The sequence below is a fragment of the Chitinophaga sedimenti genome (genome assembly GCF_023156195.1).
Lineage (GTDB): Bacteria > Bacteroidota > Bacteroidia > Chitinophagales > Chitinophagaceae > Chitinophaga > Chitinophaga sedimenti.
Genome location: NZ_JAKUKA010000001.1, coordinates 1366248 through 1382649 on the forward strand (window position 1 = coordinate 1366248; position 16402 = coordinate 1382649).

Genomic DNA, 16402 nt, shown 5'->3' on the forward strand with positions numbered 1-16402 from the left:
GACCGGCGCGCGGCAACAGGGCCGGTTTTTTGATTGCATCTGTGCATTTCAATCACTAAATTTGACATTTCATACGTCCCTGACTACCACGTGCGGGAGCCCCGGTTAATTTTGTATAGTCGTAAAGCTCACACTACATGAATTATCGCGAGTACAGACCAACAGCTGCATTGTTGCCCTATATCGAGTGTTTCTGGACATATGGTGCGCCTGCAACGTCCGACCTGGAGAGTCAGCCGGTGAACTATTGTGTGCCCCTGGGTACCACGGAGCTCATCATCCACCTGGAAGAAAAGCCCAGCCACATCCTGAATCTTCATGGAGAAGGCTGGGGGAAGTCATATAATGCCTTTTTTACGGGGTTGTTCGACTATACGGACCTCTGGAAGGCCAGTCCGGGTTCCACGTTATTTGGGGTGCGGATGAAGCCGGAAGCGGTGGAACTGTTCTTCGGGTTGCCTGCAGCTAAACTGTTTAACCAGGTGACCGATGCGGATGCTATACTGCCGGTAACGCAAAAGCAATGGCTGCGACGGTTTTACGAGCACCGGGACGCTGCGGCGCTGATCCGCGATATGGAGCCTTTTTTCCTGGGTAAAGTAGCGGATGCGGGAAATGAACGCAATTATGTGGTGGAAGGCTGCCGGTTGATCCGGAAGCAGGAAGGGGTTTCTATTGAGGATTTGAGCGCACAGCTGTACATCAGCCGCAGGCAGTTGGAAAGAAACTTTAAGCAGTCTATTGGCATCAGCCCGAAAAACTACCAGCAGATCATTCGTTTCAGGCGATTATATCAATACATCAGGAGCGCCGGCGGCAAACCGATCAAGTGGGCGGGATTAAGCTATCCACTCGGTTATTCCGACCAGGCGCATATGGTGCGTGATTGTAAGAAATTCAGCAGTTTAACACCGCTGCGGCTGGCGGCGCCGGACAACGGTGTTTTCCAGTCGCTGGAAGCGTCGGCAGCTGCCAAGCCTGCGCTTATTGTGCGTTAAACAGGAATACCAGGCCGATAATCACCACCAGGGCCAGTAATATTGCCAGCGTCACCTTCGTGGCGGATACCGGCTTTTTCCCATAAATACGACCGGTCTGCCCGTTAATCAGGAAGTGATATTGCTTCTTTTTATAAAAATAAGAGCAGATCCAGAGCGGTAGCAGCACGTGTTTGTACGTTTGCTGCGAATACCTGGTGCTTACGGACAGGTCGCGGTAGGTGTCGATGCGGCACAGGTCTGCACACGCGTTGTAGATCGCGTTTTTCATGATCTCTTCGGCACGTTCGTAGCCATCCGCCACGGGAATATCGTATACATCGGCCGCCCAGCCGGAAAGATAGCGGGCGTCGAAGTTTACCAGGGCTTCGAGCTGATAGGGAAAAATACTTTCATACTCGCGCTGCGACAATTCTGCCGCGCCGCCAATCAGGATATCATCAAAGAAGTAATTGTAATGGCCGCTACGGTAATGCCAGCGCGTTTTCTGTACGCTGCGGCTTTGTCGTTTACCTTCTGAATCCGTGTAGTATTCTGTATCCCAGTAATGTTCGCCGCCATAACCTTCCCAGCTGCTGTTGGTTTGCGCGTCGTACGTCCAGAAGGGGAGGTACATGCCGTGCAGGCTGTCCTGCCGCGCAAACTCCGTTAAATCATTCGGGGCCCAAAATCCCTTACCCAGCCAGGTTTTAAAGATCGATACCGACTGTTGCCGCTCAATCTTAAAGGGAATAATGCCGGAGGGCTGGATGATGCGCGTTTTATACGCCACCGGGTTCACCACCTCAAAATTGCAGAAGGCGCAGATGAAGGTCGGCGTTTCGGAACTAAAGGCGGTTTGAGAGCCGCAACGGTTACACTTGTACACCAGTTGCTCCACCTCCACGGATGGATCTGCGGCGGCGGTCATTTGCCGGTGCAGGTCATTTTCCCGGATGTTATCAATGCCACTTTCGATGGCCACGCGGGTGCCACAATGTTCGCACTCCAGTTGCTGGTGTTTCGGGTTGTAATGCAGCTGCGCATTACAGCCCGGGCATGGGAACAACAGCAATGGGTCTTTTTCTACAGGTAATTGTTCCATTCGGGATCAGCCTTACAGCTTGCTTAATATTTCTGCTTTTTTCTGATTGAATTCTTCTTCGGTAAGCAATCCGGCCGATTTCAGTTCGCCCAGCTGTTTGAGCAGTTCGACCAGCTGCTGCTTATCGTCGGCCGCCGGCGCCGCGCCTGCATTCGCCGGGGCCTGTTGCTGCTGCAGCATGTTGGTGAGGATCATGCCCGCGCCTATGCCCGCTGTACCCGCGGCGCCCGGATTATCCGCCAGTTTCTCGATAGCGATACCGCCCTGCATCTGGTTAAACTTATTGAGATCGTTGCCAAGCATGTTGATCTGCGTGGTTTTATCCAGCATTTTCTCTACTTCTTCCGGCAGCGTCACATTCTCGATGTAGAACTGGCCCAGCTCAATCCCCCAAACATCAAACTCCTTCTGGAACACGGGTTTCAGCTTTTCACCGATCTCGGTGAAGTTAGCGGCAAGGTCGAGTACGGAGATGCCTGTTTCGGCCAGCCCTTCCGCCAGCCTGCTGGTGATCGTGTTGCGCAATTGTTCGCTCACCGCATCGATGCGCACCCAGGGATGTGTGCCGGCAAAGCCCGCGATGAACTTCTTGGGATCGGTTACCCGCATGGTATAAGATCCAAAGGAGCGAAGACGTACCTGTTTAAACACCGGGTCGCGTACGATGATCGGGTTGGAGGTGCCCCATTTCAGGTTGGTGAAGAACTTCGTGCTCACGAAAAACACATCTACCTTAAAAGGCGAATTAAAGAGGTATTTCCAGCTTTTCAGCGTGGTGGTGATAGGCATGTTCTGGGTGTTCAGTTCATGCCGGCCGGGAATGTATACATCCCCAAACTCGCCTTCGTTCATGAGCACGGCCACCTGGCTTTCGCGCACGGTGAGCTGCGCGCCGTTCATGATCTTGTTCCCTTTGTCGGGGTATTTATAAATAACGGTATCGTTGGTATCGTCTACCCACTCAATGACCTCGATAAACTCGTTCTTGATAAAATCAAAAATTCCCATATTGAATGTTTTAGCATGGATGATGGGGGTAATTTACAATCAAATTTGATTATTTCAGCTACAATTGCCGGAAAAGAAAAGGAGGTCCTACCCACCCAAAATAAATATAGCGGCTTATAGTATTAACACGCTGATAATGATTATATTTAGATAATCATTGTGTTGCCTCATGTACAAAGTCCATTTACTCCCCGCGGCTTTTGGTGATGCCATTTTAATAGAATACGGCGTTGCAGCAAATCCCAGCTATATTTTGATCGACGGCGGTCCTTACTATGCCTTTTACGATCTATGGAGCGCCCTTAAAAAAGTGGCTCCTGATCTTCGGGAACTGGAGTTGTTGGTCGTCACGCATATCGATATCGACCATATCGATGGCATTGTGCGTTTACTGAACGTGGACCCGCAGCCGGTCGCTATCAAAGAAATATGGTTCAACGGCCGCGAGCAGCTGGGACTGTCCGCGCAGGAACTTGATCCCACGCACCTTGGGTCTTTACAGGGTGAATACCTGACCATATTGATGCGTCAAAATGGCTACCGCCAGAACGAACGGTTTTACGGTGGCCCTGTTTGTGTGCGCGATCATCACGCACCACCGGAAGTAACGCTCAATGGTGGTATGAAAATCACTTTGTTGTCACCCCACCTGACACAGCTGGCCGATCTGATCCCGGTGTGGGACGAGGAGCTGGCCGATAAAGATCCCGCGCAAATGCTCGGGGATGATTACAGGTATGAAACCACGTTATCCGGTCATGTAGAGGAATTGCAGGAGCTGGCGTTTAAACCGGATAAAAGTGCCGCCAACGCCAGCAGCATTGCCTTCCTGGCTACGTACGATTACACCACCTGCCTGTTCGCCGGCGATGCCCCGTCTCATATATTACTGAACACCATTGAACCTTTGCTTGATAAACGGGGCGACAAAAAGCTGGAAGTGAACGCCGGAAACTGGCGCATCACGGCAGTAAAAAGAGCACGAAGGACAGCATTATGGAGAAGGTGGTGAGTAAACATATTCTCGTATCGTCGAATGGCGTGCGGTATAAACACCCGGAGGAGCCGGTGATCGCGAAACTGCTGAAACACAATGCGCCGGATATGGTGTTTCATTTCAATTACCGGACGAAGTTTAACGAGATGTGGGATGATGCGGACCTGAAGCGGGAGTATGCATATGAGACGAGGTACCCGGAAGATGGCGGGGAGGGGATTACGGTGGATCTGATGCAATAAGTGATTACGTTAAATATATTTTATGTTATCGGGCAAACTGAACGAAGTGATCGTTACCGGGTTGTTACATCATAACGACGCGCTGCAATGGCGGGCAGATCACCCTGAGCAGGTGGAGCAGCTGCGGTATATAGCTGCACAGCTGGAAGCGGGAGAGGGCAACGAGGATCTTCAGCAGATGGTGAACAATATCGTTACGTCTATCTGGGAGAATAATGGCGACTGGGCCACCAAGCAGCTGCTTTACTTCCCGGTGGAGCTGTATTTTAAGCATGGGATCGTGGCAGATTCAGGGAGCTACCCGGATGCCAATTTCAACTGGCGACGGCTGGCGGATTATTTCCAGCGCAGCGAGCAGGCGAACAGTTATCGTCCTCACCGGTGGGATTTTGGTGACAGCGGGGCAACTGATGGGGATGAAGCTACTGGTCCGGAGGGACTGCCTTCGGAACAAAGTGACCAGGAGAAAACCATTAACGCCTGGATCGAAGGATTGGAAGGCTCGCCGGTGTTGCAGGAGGATAAAGATTACGAGCTCTGTTTCCGGGTAGGCGATCCCGTTAAAGACAATCTTTTTCGGGACAAGAAACTGCTATCGACCTGGCCGAAATACCGGATGAGGGATTGCTTACGGAATGGGTGGTTACTGCCGCCGATCCTGTACTTTTAGGCCAGTACTCCGCATTGGACCCGGTGAAAGTTTTGCCCGTGGCCGGCGCGGCAGGATTGGCCGTAAAGTTCGGGCTTTTGATCCCGCGCGAGGGCGACAGCGAAAAAGTAAGATTGTCCCTGAAGCCGCAACAGAAAGGCCGCATTCTGCTGAATGTTTTGGTCTATACCTGCGCCACAGCCGGAAGAGAGTTGAGGGAGTTATATCGCCAGTTTGAAATTCAGCTGCAGGTGGGAGATGCGGTGCATGCACACGATGCGGCTAACCTGGTACAAAACCAGGTCGTGCATGCCCCGGCCTCGCAGCAACATATACGCACCATGCACGAGTGGACCACGCCGCCCGGCGAATTGAATATAACAGTGGTAAGCCCAACACAGGCCATGATCAGTGGTGATGCGGGCAACGATACGGTGGAAGAATTGGTGTCGTGGCATGGCGCGAGCCCAACGATAGCAGGACCGCTGGCAAACATGATCACCTCGGCCGAGAAATTCCGCGCCACCTGGTATAAGGCATTAAACGACCTGCCGGACGTGGATTTCATGGACCGTTTAAACCGCCGCGAACATCAATACAACTGGGATAATTTCCAGTTCCGGGTGGATGATGCGCATGAAGCCACCTGGAAGCAGATGGCATCCAGTAGTGAACTGCTCGATCTTGCTTACGATGCACACATCGTATACCAGGTGTTTTTCCCTCCGGCAGCCGTATCCGCGAAATTATGGATGCACTCACCCCGGACAAAAAATCAAGATATCGTGGATGGCGGCAGTGGATGCCGGTTTCGCGCCGCATGTTCCCTGGGCGATGATGTATACGCAACCTCCCGCTGCTAACGAAGTGGATGGCAGCCTGTTTATGGGCCTGCGTTACCGGATCGGTTATACTTCGAGCAAAATATATGCGTCCAAAGCATTAGGTAAGCTGGACAAGGCCTTTAGCGCCAACCTTTTTTATTGGGACGATCAGCCGGGTGATCCGGTGCATGACGAGGTGTTATGGCAGCAACAACAGTTCGGAGCACTCCTGGATAACAGGGTAAATGTGCCGGAGGCGGGAGACGCATCTCCCAAACAGGCGCTGGTGAGCATGCTCAATCAACCGGGTGTTACGCCGCTGGCCGTGATGTATCTCTATTGCCATTGCAGTGTCGGCGACGGCAATACACCGGTGTTGCGCTTCGGCGCCAAACCATCGCCTGACTACACCATAAGCCGAAGGGAGCTGGGCGGCAGCGCCTTTGCCGACAAACCGCTGGTATTTGCGAACGCCTGCACCACCGCCGTGGCCGATCCTTATATGGCGAACGAACTGGCGGCCACTTTCTTCCGGCGCGATTGCCGGGCTTACATTGGTACCGAGATCAAAATGCCGATCGTATTTGCCAGCCGCTTTGCATTTTTGTTTTTCAATTTCTTTTACAGGAAGATAGATCCGGATCCTATTGCGGGCGGCGAAGCTGTTGCACAGTCGCGGGTTTGGTTGTGGACGAATTACCGGAATATTGGTGGGTTGTTTTACAGTTATGTGAATCAGTACGACCTGTATATGGCAGATGAGGAGGAGGTAAAAGGGATGCGCCGCCGCTGACCGTTCGTCGACGATCCGCTACCGTCTATCGACGCCAGCCAATTCCTGCCGTTATTCTGCTATCTTTGGCAGATGGGCTTCTCTGGCGTCAGGCGTATTTTATTACACATACTTTTCTGGACAGTGGCCTCCCTTGCCACCTTTCTCCTGTACAACGCGTCTATCGGCGATGCGAAAGTAACATTGCAGGTAGTGCTGCTCAGCCTGCCCGCACACCTGTTCTACTTTTACATCGTGGCTTATATCGGTTTGCCGAAGTTGTTGTTCCGCAAACACTACGTGGCTTTCGGGGTGTTCCTGGTCAGTTGTATGCTGCTGGCAACGGTGCTGTTCCGCATTATTGAAATCCTGGTCGTGGAAGACCTGATCAATGCCGTTATGGTCCGCGACTCCCCGGGTTTTATCTGGCACAAAATGGATGGCAGCTTTTGGGAGCGGCTTACGCGCACCAAATACTTCATTATCGCCATGGAGGAAACCAATATCGCCGTATGGCTCGCCCTTACCATCAAATTTTTTAAGATGTATACAGAACGGCGGCAGGCGGCCCTGCAGGCAGAGCTGGAGTTTCTGAAAGGACAGGTGCATCCGCATTTCCTGTTCAATACGCTCAACAACCTGTACGCCCTTACTTTACAACACTCGCCCCGCTCGCCGCAGATCGTGCTGGGATTGTCTGAAATACTCCGGTATATGCTGTATGAGTGCAATGTGGAACGCGTTTCCCTGAAGCGCGATATCGCTATACTGCAGAGTTATGTAGCGCTGGAACAGTTGCGGTATGAAGAGCGGCTGGATCTCACCTTCAGCATCAACGGGGATCCCGGGGCGCACCAGATTGCGCCGCTGCTGGTATTGCCGCTGGTGGAGAATGCCTTTAAACACGGCGCCAGCGAAGATGCGGGCGCCCCCTGGATCAATATCGACCTCCGGGTACATGATGATCATTTTAAGTTCAAGATAGCGAACAGCCGGCCCGAACAGGCGCCGAACGATGCGGCCGTGCATTTCGGTAATATTGGCCTGCGCAACGTGCGCAAACGCCTCGAAATCCTGTATCCCGGTGCGCACCAGTTACGTACCGTGGCAGAAGACGATACGTTTATCGCTATATTGGAAGTAGCCCTGAACAAACATTTGCAATGAAATTGAAAGTGCTGATCGTAGATGATGAACCGCATGCCGTGGAAATAATCGCGCGGTACCTGGAAAGCTTCCCGGAAGTGGAAGTGGTAGGCAGTTGCCACGCCGGCGTGTCGGCGTTCCAGTTTTTGCGGCAACAGGCGGTGGACCTCATGTTCCTCGATATCAAAATGCCCGGCCTGAACGGCATGGCCCTGTTGCGCAGTTTGCCCAATCCCCCTAAAGTAATTTTCACTACTGCTTACCGCGAATACGCGGTGGAGGGGTTTGATCTGAATGCGCTGGACTACCTGCTGAAACCCGTGTCGTTCGAACGTTTCTCGAAAGCGATGGCGAAAGTACTGGTACCGGCAGCGCCCCGGATGCCATAAAGCCCGCACCTGCCGAGATGCACAATGATATTTTCCTCTACCTGAAAGTAGACCGTAAAATGATGAAGATTAATGTGGATGATATCCTTTGGATAGAAAGTTTGCGCGATTATGTAAAGGTGGTGCTGAAAGATAAGAAGACCCTGCAATCGAAGCAGAAAATCAGCCTGCTGGAAGAATTATTGCCACAGGAGCGGTTCCTGCGTATTCACCGGTCGTTTATCGTGTCGGCGAATAAAATTGAAGGGTATCAATCAGCTTTTGTAGAAGTGGCAGGGCAGGAGCTGCCTATCGGGCGCAACTATAAAGCCGCCTGCCTGCAACGGTTGCAGGCCCGTTAATGGGCTTGTCGACGAAGTGCATTAAATCGAAGATAAACGGCGCGATGCGGTAGAATGTACGCCAATCCCGTGTGTCCGTCTGCGTTGCTTGGCCGGCAGCTTTTTATCGCGGAAGTTTGCGGCATGAAAAAGATAATTGCACTGTTAACACTCAGCCTCGCCTTCGCTGCCTGTGGCACCGATGAGCAAGAAGGCCCCGAATCGCCCGCTGGCTCTAAAGCCAATTTTATCCCTACACAAGGAAAAAAAAATATAAGTACACCGTTACGGATGCCAGTGGTCAGATAGCAGACGTGACTAAATGGGTACTGGGCACCCGCGACTCCGCCGGGTACAAAGTTTTTAATGTCCGCACGCACATCAGTATGACCGATGGCAATATGGACGTGGACAACCTCCACCTCGATGCGAAGAATAAAACCATCGTGGAAATGGTGATGCCGGATATGTGGAACGACGTGATTGACGCCTTGCGCTCACAGCCTAATGTACAGGTACTGGAAGCCACCCCAACGGGCTTTCCTCATTACATGTTCATGGACAACATCATTAAGGAGAACAGCGTGATGACCTTCCAGGGAAATGCCGGTCAGCCTGGCCAGTACATCAAATACGCCATCACATCGGCCGGCACCACTACCACTATGGAAGTGACGCAAACAGTACAATACAAGCCCGGTAAAGTGGTGGCAGTGGAAACGATTACCGTACCTGGCGGCTCGTTCGTGTGCAGTAAATGGCAGTACGCGATGGACAATACCCAGGAGTTCAAGCAGAATGGAAATTTCCTGACGTCAAAGAGTTTTCATGAAGATATTACGCTGTGGACAGCACACGGCGTAGGTGTGGTGAAGTCGGTGAACGTTACCGAAACCGGAGAGTCTACCACCCAGTTGATAAAAATAGAATAGATGATTTCCATCCGAGGTAGCCGGGCTTCTGCCCGGCTTTTTTGTGTCCGGCCGGGCAAAGATCCGCAGTTGCTTCCAGCTTACGGCAACTCAGGAAGGAGATTTTTCCTGCTCGGCCTTCCTGGCCTCGAGGATAGCCGTATACCCTGCAAGAAACACAAGCCCGATCACTAAGCGGCCCATATCCCAGGTGCCCAGTATATCGTGAAAACCTGCCGCATACACCGGGTAAAAGCAATCGAGTATAATACCGGCGGCGCCCGCCACGGTAAAGAGCATCCCCATGATGAGCGCAAAGACTGTGTAGCGTTTGTTGTTGATGACTTTCAGGTAGTCTTCGTACATCTGTTGTTCCATGTGTTCTCTATAAGTACGTAAGATATTCTTTAGGTTGAGAAACCGAAATGTATATGTACTTCTTATTGAAATTATATTAACTTGATGGTTGATTGTCAGATTGACACGTTATGAAACCCGGTAAAACCGCTAATGCATGAAACGTATACTGCTCTTCGTTTTCTCTGTCACACCATCGCGGCTTCCGCGCAATCCGTTGCTGTAGAAGCGGATCTGAATAATGTTAAAGGCCCTTTGAAACACATCTGGGCCTGGTTCGGTTACGATGAACCGAATTATACCTACATGAAAGATGGTAAGAAACTCTTGTCCGAACTAGCGGCCCTGAGCCCGGTGCCGGTATACGTTCGCGCACATAACCTCATGAACACCGGCGATGGTGAAGCCGCCCTCAAGTGGGGCTCTACCAATATGTATACGGAAGATAAAGATGGTAATCCCATCTACAACTGGCGCATCGTGGATGCTATTTTCGATACGTATATCGAACGGAAAATGAAGCCGCTGGCGCAGATCGGTTTTATGCCGGGCTTTGTCTACCAATCCCACGCCGTACCGCCACTTCTGGCAACCAGGCGTTAATTACAAGGAAATTTGCACCGGCTGGGCGTATCCGCCAAAAGACTACGATAAATGGGCCGAGCTGATTTACCAGTGGGTAAAACACTGCATTGACCGCTATGGTAAAAAGGAAGTGGAATCCTGGTATTGGGAGTTGTGGAACGAAGCCGACGGGTATTATTTAATGGTGGAAGATAAGTTCCGCGTGTACTGCAAGATGTACGACTATGCCGCAGATGCGGTAAAACGGGCATTGCCCTCGGCGCGTATGGGCGGACCGCACGTGACCGGTGGGGCAGGGGAGTTCATGCGTAAGTTTATCATTCACTGTTTACAGGAAAAGAACGAGGCCACCGGTAAGATCGGTGCGCCGCTGGACTTCCTCGCTTTCCACGCCAAAGGCTGGCCAACGTTTACGGATAATCGTGTGCGCATGGGCATTGCCAACCAGTTAAAAGATGTAAACCGTCACCTGAAAGTGATTTCCAGTTTCCCGGAAATGAAGAATATCCCGGTGATCATTGGTGAGTCCGACCCGGAAGGTTGCGCTGCCTGCGGCATGAAAACAGATCCGCAGAACGCGTACCGCAATGGCACCATGTACTCCAGTTATACGGCCGCATCGCTCACCCGTATTATGGACCTCAACGATTCGTACGGCACTAATATCATTGGTGCGGTAAACTGGTCGTTTGAGTTCGAAAACCAGCCCTGGTTTTATGGCTTCCGCGACCTGGCGACCAATGGTGTAGATAAGCCGGTACTGAACGTGTTCCGCATGCTGGGCATGATGCGTGGCAACCGGGTAGCGGTTACCGGCGATCTTGCCTATGATGCCAGTTCTATTATCGCCGCGGGCGTACGCGGCGAACGCACCGATGTAAACGCGCTCGCTTCGGGCGATAAGCAGTCTGCCGCCGTGTTGCTCTGGAACTATCACGACGATGACATTACGGAGGGTGCAGCTGAAGTTGACCTGGCTATTAAAAATATCCGCTTTAAAAAAGGCACGCTTTACCATTACCGCATCGACCAGCAGCATAGTAACTCCTACGAGGTTTGGAAGAAGATGGGTTCTCCGCAGTCGCCCACCCCTGAACAGTACAAAATACTGGAGAAGTCCGGGCAGTTGGAGCTGTTGTCTGCCCCGGAGAAAGTTAGTATCTCGAACGGTACGTTTGCGCGGAAGGTGCGTTTGCCCAGGCAGGCGGTGTCACTGGTCTTGCTGAAGGCGTCTTAAGCCGTAAGCCAGCACTGGCGTGTGTTGCCGGACTGTGCTATAGTGTTTTTTTCTTGATGAGTCAATTACTTTCCCTAATTTGAGTAACTAGTTGGGGATGAGTTCCCTGTTTTCATGTGTGCACAACTATTCAATACCCCTTGTAGCCGCAATTCGGTACTATTTAACCTTGTTTTATGCAGAAAGTAATCATCGTCGACGACAACGAGAGCATCCCGGAAGCAGTATCGCTGGTATTAAAACGCCAGTCTATGGAAGTGGTAGCATTAAGGAGCCCCGCAAAGCTGGAGAACCAAATCCGGGAGCATCAACCGGCTTTATTATTAATGGATATTTTTATGGGGGCGTACGACGGCCGCGATGTTTGCCGTTCCCTGAAGAACAACCCCGTTGCGGAAGCCCTGCCGATCATATTATTTACTGCGCAGCAATACACGCCAGAGTCCGTGGAGGCAAGCGGTGCGGATGCTATACTGGACAAACCTTTCTCAATGAAAACATTGTTCGGGGTGGTGAATGAAGTACTACACAGGCATTAGATATCATACAGTGGCAGGAGTTGTTGATAAACGGCTTAACTAACCGAAGTATCGCCTACATGTTACAAGGTAATTTGTTTTAGAATAACCCTGCGTAGCCGTTCTTCATGTTCGTCGCCCCAAAGGCCGATGGATTGAATCAGGGGAATGAGCGATTTCCCGAAGTCAGTAAGGCTGTATTCTACTTTGGGGGTAAAACCGGAAATATCGTTTTCGTCACCAGTTCATGATCTTCAAGTTCCTTTAGTTGAACATTCAATACCCGCCTGGTTACATCCGGGATTTTCCGCTGAAGTTCGCTTGGGCGCAAGTTGCCCATGTGGATGAACCAGAGAATCCGGATCTTCCATTTTCCATACAATACTTCGCCAACAAGGTCAAGTCCACAATTGAGCGTCGGAGTAGTCTTTTTATGTACATAGCCTCAAATATACATCACACCCCACTAGCGGCCAATAGGGATAAATTTGTCCGTATTTGATTCGTAACCCCGTAATTGTTTGCTATCCGTGTACTATCGACTTTTGTACTACAAACAAAACATATGGAACAGCAATTCAATTACAGCAACGAGTTATCCGGAAAGGTAGCATTGGTAACAGGTGGAACCAAAGGCGCCGGTAGAGCAATAGCGGCGCGCTTACAGGCCGCTGGTGCAAAGGTAGTCATTACCGCCAGGAATAAACCCGAACAGGCAGATGCTGCACTTCATTTTATCCCTGCTGACCTGGGCAAGGCAGCAGATGCGCAAAAGGTAATCAGCGAAGTAATGTCGACCTATGGCAGGCTGGATATTCTGGTAAACAATCTTGGTTCTTCCTCAACACCCGCGGGTGGTTTTTCAGCATTGAACGATGAGGACTGGATATCGACCCTGCAAGCTAACTTACTTGCTCCTGTGAGACTTGACAGGGGATTTTTACCGCAAATGATCGACCGGAAAAGTGGTGTTATTATTCACATTGCTTCCATCCAGGGCAAATTGCCGCTACACGACTCTACCTTGCCGTATGCTGCTTCAAAAGCAGGATTAATCAACTACAGTAAAAGTTTATCAAACGAAGTTACGCCCAAAGGCGTCCGCGTGCTAACTGTTTCGCCGGGATGGATCAATACGGCAGCATCGGTGGCCTGGTTGGGCGAGATTGCGAGAAATGCAAATACTACGGTAGAAGAGGCGCAGAAAAGTGTCATGGACGCATTGGGTGGAATACCGTACGGCAGGCCCGCTGAACCGGAAGAAGTAGCCGAATTGGTTGGCTTTTTAGTTTCGCCGAGAGCAAACTACCTGACAGGAACAAATTTCGTCATTGACGGGGAACGGTTCCCACCATCTGATCACTCTTTAAAATATAAATACATGAAACTGCCAAAAGTAGTAGAAGACCTGGTGCAGGCGCAAAACAATTTTGACCACATAGCTTATGCCGCTTGTTTCTCTGAGACGGGCGAAATGCTTGAAGAAGGCAAGCCTTACAGAGGGCGGGTGGCGATCCAGCACCTGATCGCTGAAACAAATGAAAAATACCGGTCCGTGATGAAACCGCTCGCGTACGACGAAAGCGGTACATCTAGTGTTCTTTCCGCAGAGGTCTCCGGAACATTCCCGGGAAGTCCGCTCGTGTTGAAGTTTCACTTTGATATTGTCGATGGGGAAATCCAGCACCTGACAGTGACCGGTTAGTCGCTGCTTGGCGCTGCCTGTCCGGCGGCGCTGCTTTTTATTTCCGGAAGATGAGTATCTTGCCGGGGAACAACCTGTCATCATGCGAATTATCAGATTATTGGCCTTTGTTTCCTGCGTATTGTTTGTGAGCTGTAAGCAACCCGGATTCGGGGTGCCCGACCATGTGGAAGTCGTTAAAACGCCTGCGCATGTGCAGCTGCCCGGAACTAAAACCTTCATCGCGGTGCCCGGCAATTATAAGTTAGTAAAAGAGCTGGACCGATATCAGAAAGACGAGAATACCTATGTGCAGATCATAGAAATTCCCGACGCAGACTTCGCCGTTAAAAAAGAGGAGGCATTACAGGGGGTAGACAAGCAGATTAAAAGCGGGAACATTGTCAAAGAGTACTACCGGAAGGAATTTAAACACGGCACTCAGGATGCGGTGCTATTTTACGCGGCCGATGCCCGCCAGGATGAAGACCAGATCGTATTGTTGTTTGGCGGTAAGCATTTTACCGTGATGGCGGTTGGCCGGATGCCTGCTAAAGACACAGCTTCCCGGGCGGAGGTGCTGAAGTCGCTGCTGTCGGTATACTATGACCCGAACGCTGCTTCAGACCCGCTGGCGCTGGCCAATTTCACTATTGATGTAAGCGGCACCGGGTTTAAATATTCCGGTCATCTTTCACAGATGTATCATTATACTTTACAAGGAAAAGGTAACCCGGTGGATGATCCTTTTGCCGATATGATTATGATTGCCTCGCTGCCCGCGATGAGCGAGGAAGAAACGGACGCCTATGCGGACGATATGTTGCACCGGCATCAGTCCGGCGGTATGGAAGTAGGCCCGGTACAGGAAACGGATACCCTGATCGATGGCCATTACGCACGGTTGTTGTCGTTTAACGCCGTGTTTAAAGGAAAGCCTGCATCGGTTTACCAGCTGGTCGTGAGCGGTGAGCATACAGCGGTAACGTTCCTGGGTTGTGTATATGACCGGCGGGAAGAGTTAATGGGGCAGGTGAGGAAGATTGCGGGGACGCTGAAGCTGAAAGACTAAGCCATCACCGATACCATTTCCAGCGCCTGTTTGGCCAATTGTCAAAGGGCAGACCAAGCGTCTGCCCTCCGCATATCATTTATTAACAATTTCGAATCCGCTAAACTCCGCAACATCGTCTTTACCGCCCTTCACATGTAGGCCCGCTCGCGGACTACGATCCCATTGCGGCAGGAACCCTATGTCCTCTTTACCTCCCAGCGGTTGCCATGCGCTACCGGCCTGTTTGTAGAACACTTCGCAGGTTAGGTCCGGTAACATGGAGAATTTCAACTGAACGGGCACTCCCGGCTTTATGTGCTCCGTCGCGATCACGCGGCGTTTATTGTCTTTCACGATCCAGAACTCTACCCAGTCGTTCATGGCGCCCACACCAATCGCAGCGTTTGCATCGCCGTAAAAGGAAAGGCCCTTCACGGCCGCATTGGCATTGCTAACGGTGGTGGTCATATCAAAATGGGTGCTCACCGGGCGAACGGTCAGTACCATACCGGTGGGGTTAGTGGCGGTTACTTCACCGGAGAGCGACAGTTTACCGTTTTGCTGGCTAACAACCGGGGAGGCGTGGCGGAAATCCCATTGCCAGTAATTGGCTACGGTTTTCTCTTTAAAAGAGGCGGTGAGGTTTTTGACGGTATTGCCTGCGGGCGGCCTGTTTACGAACGATGGCCATCCGTTTTCGTCAGTCGGCCAGATGAGGTCTGCCATCATGCCCGGCGGCCGGTGAATACGGTGCTCTGCTCGTTATACGCGTGGTACAGGTATACGTACTGACCATTCGGCTGTTGCGCGAACGTGCCGTGGCCCGGGCATTTCCAGGCTTCGATGGTTTGTAATACCGGGGTGCTGTACTTCTCGTACGGGCCGCGGAAGTTTTTCGAGCGGGCCACGCGTACGTGGTAGCTGCAACCGCCGCCGCAGCAGGCGCCAGCGGAGTAAAACAAGTAGAAGTAGTTGCCGTGTTTCAGGATCGACTGTCCTTCCATGCCAATACCTTCATCGTCTTTGAGCATGGGGAGAATGTCGCCTTCCAGTTTGAGGCCGTCGGCCGATAAACGGCTGCCTACTAGTTCTATCGGGCGTTTGTCAAGGCCGTAGACTTTAAACGTCATGTACAGCTGGCCGTCCACGTTATTGACAAAGGCGTCTATGGCTTCTTTGCCAAAAGCCACGATGATACCATGGTCTTTGAAGCCCTTGTCCGGGTACTTTGAAGTGGCCACGCCAATGCAGGATACGTTATCGGACTTGCGGCGGGCGGTATAATAGAGGTAATAGGTGTTGTTATGAAAATAATATTCCGGTGCCCAGAATGAGCCGGAAGTCCATTCAGGTGCCTTATCGAACACGTAACCCACCTGCTTCGAGGATTTCAGGTCCGGCGAAGAATAGACGGGGTAATGTGGCGCCCATTCGGACGAAGTGCCGGTGGCGAAATAACCTTTGCTGGTTTTTTAATAATGGACGGGTCCGCAAAATCGCCGGGAATAACGGCGGCTGGCGACTGGGCTTTCAGCGCGGCAGCAGTACATAAGAACAGGCCAAACGTGGCAAATAATCGTAGCATGAACATCATTTCTAGTCAGTGAAGCAGGTAAACTACGAACGA

20 protein-coding genes and 2 pseudogenes are annotated in these 16402 nt (G+C 51.4%); 15 read left to right on the forward strand and 7 right to left on the reverse strand.

Translation table 11 applies throughout. The annotated features are described in order from the left end of the window. Nucleotides 1–137 precede the first annotated feature (137 nt). Nucleotides 138–998 carry a helix-turn-helix domain-containing protein gene (locus tag MKQ70_RS07720; protein WP_248069701.1) on the forward strand — a complete coding sequence of 287 codons (861 nt, stop codon included), beginning with the start codon at nucleotides 138–140 and terminating at the stop codon, nucleotides 996–998. Here the strand turns inward: MKQ70_RS07720 and MKQ70_RS07725 are convergent. After that, nucleotides 985–2082, reverse strand: coding sequence for a TFIIB-type zinc ribbon-containing protein (locus MKQ70_RS07725; RefSeq protein ID WP_248069703.1), 1098 nt, complete (start codon nucleotides 2080–2082; stop codon nucleotides 985–987). The two genes, MKQ70_RS07720 and MKQ70_RS07725, sit on opposite strands and share 14 nt — an antisense overlap. Before the next feature lie 12 nt (nucleotides 2083–2094). After that, a complete protein-coding gene (locus tag MKQ70_RS07730; RefSeq protein WP_248069705.1) occupies nucleotides 2095–3090 on the reverse strand; it encodes an SPFH domain-containing protein in 996 nt (331 codons plus the stop codon). 169 nt (nucleotides 3091–3259) lie between these two features. Between MKQ70_RS07730 and MKQ70_RS07735 the strand changes: the two genes are divergently transcribed. From MKQ70_RS07735 to MKQ70_RS07775, 9 genes are all read left to right on the forward strand, one after another. Further along, complete coding sequence (locus tag MKQ70_RS07735; protein ID WP_248069706.1) at nucleotides 3260–4102, forward strand: MBL fold metallo-hydrolase; 843 nt, start codon at nucleotides 3260–3262, stop codon at nucleotides 4100–4102. Beyond that, the gene (locus tag MKQ70_RS07740; RefSeq protein ID WP_248069707.1) at nucleotides 4087–4329 is read left to right on the forward strand and encodes a hypothetical protein; all 243 of its coding nucleotides are present in this window, start codon (nucleotides 4087–4089) and stop codon (nucleotides 4327–4329) included. The genes MKQ70_RS07735 and MKQ70_RS07740 overlap by 16 nt, the downstream gene beginning before the upstream one ends. A gap of 22 nt (nucleotides 4330–4351) precedes the next feature. Next, on the forward strand, nucleotides 4352–4999 hold the full coding sequence (locus tag MKQ70_RS07745; protein ID WP_248069708.1) for a hypothetical protein: 648 nt from the start codon (nucleotides 4352–4354) through the stop codon (nucleotides 4997–4999). Next, nucleotides 4954–5841: a hypothetical protein gene (locus MKQ70_RS07750; protein ID WP_248069709.1), complete on the forward strand. Its 888-nt coding sequence runs from the start codon at nucleotides 4954–4956 to the stop codon at nucleotides 5839–5841. Before MKQ70_RS07745 ends, MKQ70_RS07750 begins: the two co-directional genes overlap by 46 nt. After that, nucleotides 5768–6595 (forward strand): hypothetical protein, encoded by an 828-nt coding sequence (locus MKQ70_RS07755; protein WP_248069710.1) that lies wholly within the window; start codon nucleotides 5768–5770, stop codon nucleotides 6593–6595. The genes MKQ70_RS07750 and MKQ70_RS07755 overlap by 74 nt, the downstream gene beginning before the upstream one ends. A 123-nt stretch (nucleotides 6596–6718) precedes the next feature. After that, entirely contained in the window at nucleotides 6719–7741 is a 1023-nt protein-coding gene (locus MKQ70_RS41080; protein ID WP_248069711.1) for a sensor histidine kinase, read from the forward strand. After that, nucleotides 7738–8109, forward strand: coding sequence for a LytR/AlgR family response regulator transcription factor (locus MKQ70_RS07765; RefSeq protein ID WP_248069713.1), 372 nt, complete (start codon nucleotides 7738–7740; stop codon nucleotides 8107–8109). Before MKQ70_RS41080 ends, MKQ70_RS07765 begins: the two co-directional genes overlap by 4 nt. Before the next feature lie 17 nt (nucleotides 8110–8126). Next, nucleotides 8127–8450, forward strand: a complete 324-nt coding sequence (locus tag MKQ70_RS07770) for a LytR/AlgR family response regulator transcription factor (RefSeq protein WP_248069715.1) — start codon at nucleotides 8127–8129, stop codon at nucleotides 8448–8450. A gap of 293 nt (nucleotides 8451–8743) precedes the next feature. After that, nucleotides 8744–9361: a TapB family protein gene (locus MKQ70_RS07775; protein ID WP_248069717.1), complete on the forward strand. Its 618-nt coding sequence runs from the start codon at nucleotides 8744–8746 to the stop codon at nucleotides 9359–9361. 90 nt (nucleotides 9362–9451) lie between these two features. Here MKQ70_RS07775 and MKQ70_RS07780 read toward each other — a convergent pair whose 3' ends face one another. Further along, nucleotides 9452–9718 carry a hypothetical protein gene (locus tag MKQ70_RS07780; RefSeq protein WP_248069719.1) on the reverse strand — a complete coding sequence of 89 codons (267 nt, stop codon included), beginning with the start codon at nucleotides 9716–9718 and terminating at the stop codon, nucleotides 9452–9454. A 132-nt stretch (nucleotides 9719–9850) separates the two neighbouring features. Between MKQ70_RS07780 and MKQ70_RS07785 the strand changes: the two genes are divergently transcribed. The 3 genes from MKQ70_RS07785 to MKQ70_RS07795 all read left to right on the forward strand — a co-directional run bounded on the left by MKQ70_RS07785 (nucleotide 9851) and on the right by MKQ70_RS07795 (nucleotide 12058). Continuing rightward, nucleotides 9851–10300, forward strand: a complete 450-nt coding sequence (locus MKQ70_RS07785) for a glycoside hydrolase family protein (RefSeq protein ID WP_248069721.1) — start codon at nucleotides 9851–9853, stop codon at nucleotides 10298–10300. Then, nucleotides 10251–11519 carry a GH39 family glycosyl hydrolase gene (locus MKQ70_RS07790; RefSeq protein ID WP_248069723.1) on the forward strand — a complete coding sequence of 423 codons (1269 nt, stop codon included), beginning with the start codon at nucleotides 10251–10253 and terminating at the stop codon, nucleotides 11517–11519. The genes MKQ70_RS07785 and MKQ70_RS07790 overlap by 50 nt, the downstream gene beginning before the upstream one ends. 176 nt (nucleotides 11520–11695) lie before the next feature. After that, complete coding sequence (locus tag MKQ70_RS07795; RefSeq protein ID WP_248069724.1) at nucleotides 11696–12058, forward strand: response regulator; 363 nt, start codon at nucleotides 11696–11698, stop codon at nucleotides 12056–12058. Nucleotides 12059–12120: 62 nt separating this feature from the next. Here the strand turns inward: MKQ70_RS07795 and MKQ70_RS42070 are convergent. Then, nucleotides 12121–12419, reverse strand: a pseudogene (locus MKQ70_RS42070) (winged helix-turn-helix transcriptional regulator). Nucleotides 12420–12602: 183 nt separating this feature from the next. On the opposite strand from MKQ70_RS42070, the gene MKQ70_RS07805 reads away from it, so the two are divergent. Next, entirely contained in the window at nucleotides 12603–13742 is a 1140-nt protein-coding gene (locus tag MKQ70_RS07805; protein ID WP_248069726.1) for an SDR family oxidoreductase, read from the forward strand. Nucleotides 13743–13824: 82 nt separating this feature from the next. Then, nucleotides 13825–14793, forward strand: a complete 969-nt coding sequence (locus tag MKQ70_RS07810) for a hypothetical protein (protein WP_248069727.1) — start codon at nucleotides 13825–13827, stop codon at nucleotides 14791–14793. Nucleotides 14794–14868: 75 nt separating this feature from the next. On the opposite strand, the gene MKQ70_RS07815 is transcribed toward MKQ70_RS07810, so the two are convergent. The 3 genes and pseudogenes from MKQ70_RS07815 to MKQ70_RS07825 form a co-directional block, all read right to left on the reverse strand. After that, nucleotides 14869–15504, reverse strand: coding sequence for a hypothetical protein (locus MKQ70_RS07815; protein WP_248069728.1), 636 nt, complete (start codon nucleotides 15502–15504; stop codon nucleotides 14869–14871). After that, a pseudogene (locus MKQ70_RS07820) lies at nucleotides 15501–16181 on the reverse strand (glycoside hydrolase family 43 protein); the annotation flags it as partial. The gene MKQ70_RS07815 and the pseudogene MKQ70_RS07820, both read right to left, overlap by 4 nt. Then, nucleotides 16166–16360: a hypothetical protein gene (locus MKQ70_RS07825; protein ID WP_248069729.1), complete on the reverse strand. Its 195-nt coding sequence runs from the start codon at nucleotides 16358–16360 to the stop codon at nucleotides 16166–16168. The pseudogene MKQ70_RS07820 and the gene MKQ70_RS07825, both read right to left, overlap by 16 nt. Nucleotides 16361–16402: the final 42 nt, after the last annotated feature.

Bases quoted from the DNA above. Each gene is read 5' to 3' on its own strand.
- MKQ70_RS07815 (WP_248069728.1), bottom strand. From the start codon at position 15,504: ATGATGGCAGACCTCATCTGGCCGACTGACGAAAACGGATGGCCATCG.
- MKQ70_RS07780 (WP_248069719.1), bottom strand. From the start codon at position 9,718: ATGGAACAACAGATGTACGAAGACTACCTGAAAGTCATCAACAACAAA.
- MKQ70_RS07725 (WP_248069703.1), bottom strand. From the start codon at position 2,082: ATGGAACAATTACCTGTAGAAAAAGACCCATTGCTGTTGTTCCCATGC.
- MKQ70_RS07720 (WP_248069701.1), top strand. From the start codon at position 138: ATGAATTATCGCGAGTACAGACCAACAGCTGCATTGTTGCCCTATATC.
- MKQ70_RS07755 (WP_248069710.1), top strand. From the start codon at position 5,768: ATGGCGGCAGTGGATGCCGGTTTCGCGCCGCATGTTCCCTGGGCGATG.
- MKQ70_RS07770 (WP_248069715.1), top strand. From the start codon at position 8,127: ATGCACAATGATATTTTCCTCTACCTGAAAGTAGACCGTAAAATGATG.
- MKQ70_RS07740 (WP_248069707.1), top strand. From the start codon at position 4,087: ATGGAGAAGGTGGTGAGTAAACATATTCTCGTATCGTCGAATGGCGTG.
- MKQ70_RS07795 (WP_248069724.1), top strand. From the start codon at position 11,696: ATGCAGAAAGTAATCATCGTCGACGACAACGAGAGCATCCCGGAAGCA.
- MKQ70_RS07805 (WP_248069726.1), top strand. From the start codon at position 12,603: ATGGAACAGCAATTCAATTACAGCAACGAGTTATCCGGAAAGGTAGCA.
- MKQ70_RS07785 (WP_248069721.1), top strand. From the start codon at position 9,851: ATGCATGAAACGTATACTGCTCTTCGTTTTCTCTGTCACACCATCGCG.
- MKQ70_RS07825 (WP_248069729.1), bottom strand. From the start codon at position 16,360: ATGCTACGATTATTTGCCACGTTTGGCCTGTTCTTATGTACTGCTGCC.
- MKQ70_RS07730 (WP_248069705.1), bottom strand. From the start codon at position 3,090: ATGGGAATTTTTGATTTTATCAAGAACGAGTTTATCGAGGTCATTGAG.
- MKQ70_RS07810 (WP_248069727.1), top strand. From the start codon at position 13,825: ATGCGAATTATCAGATTATTGGCCTTTGTTTCCTGCGTATTGTTTGTG.
- MKQ70_RS07765 (WP_248069713.1), top strand. From the start codon at position 7,738: ATGAAATTGAAAGTGCTGATCGTAGATGATGAACCGCATGCCGTGGAA.
- MKQ70_RS07735 (WP_248069706.1), top strand. From the start codon at position 3,260: ATGTACAAAGTCCATTTACTCCCCGCGGCTTTTGGTGATGCCATTTTA.
- MKQ70_RS07745 (WP_248069708.1), top strand. From the start codon at position 4,352: ATGTTATCGGGCAAACTGAACGAAGTGATCGTTACCGGGTTGTTACAT.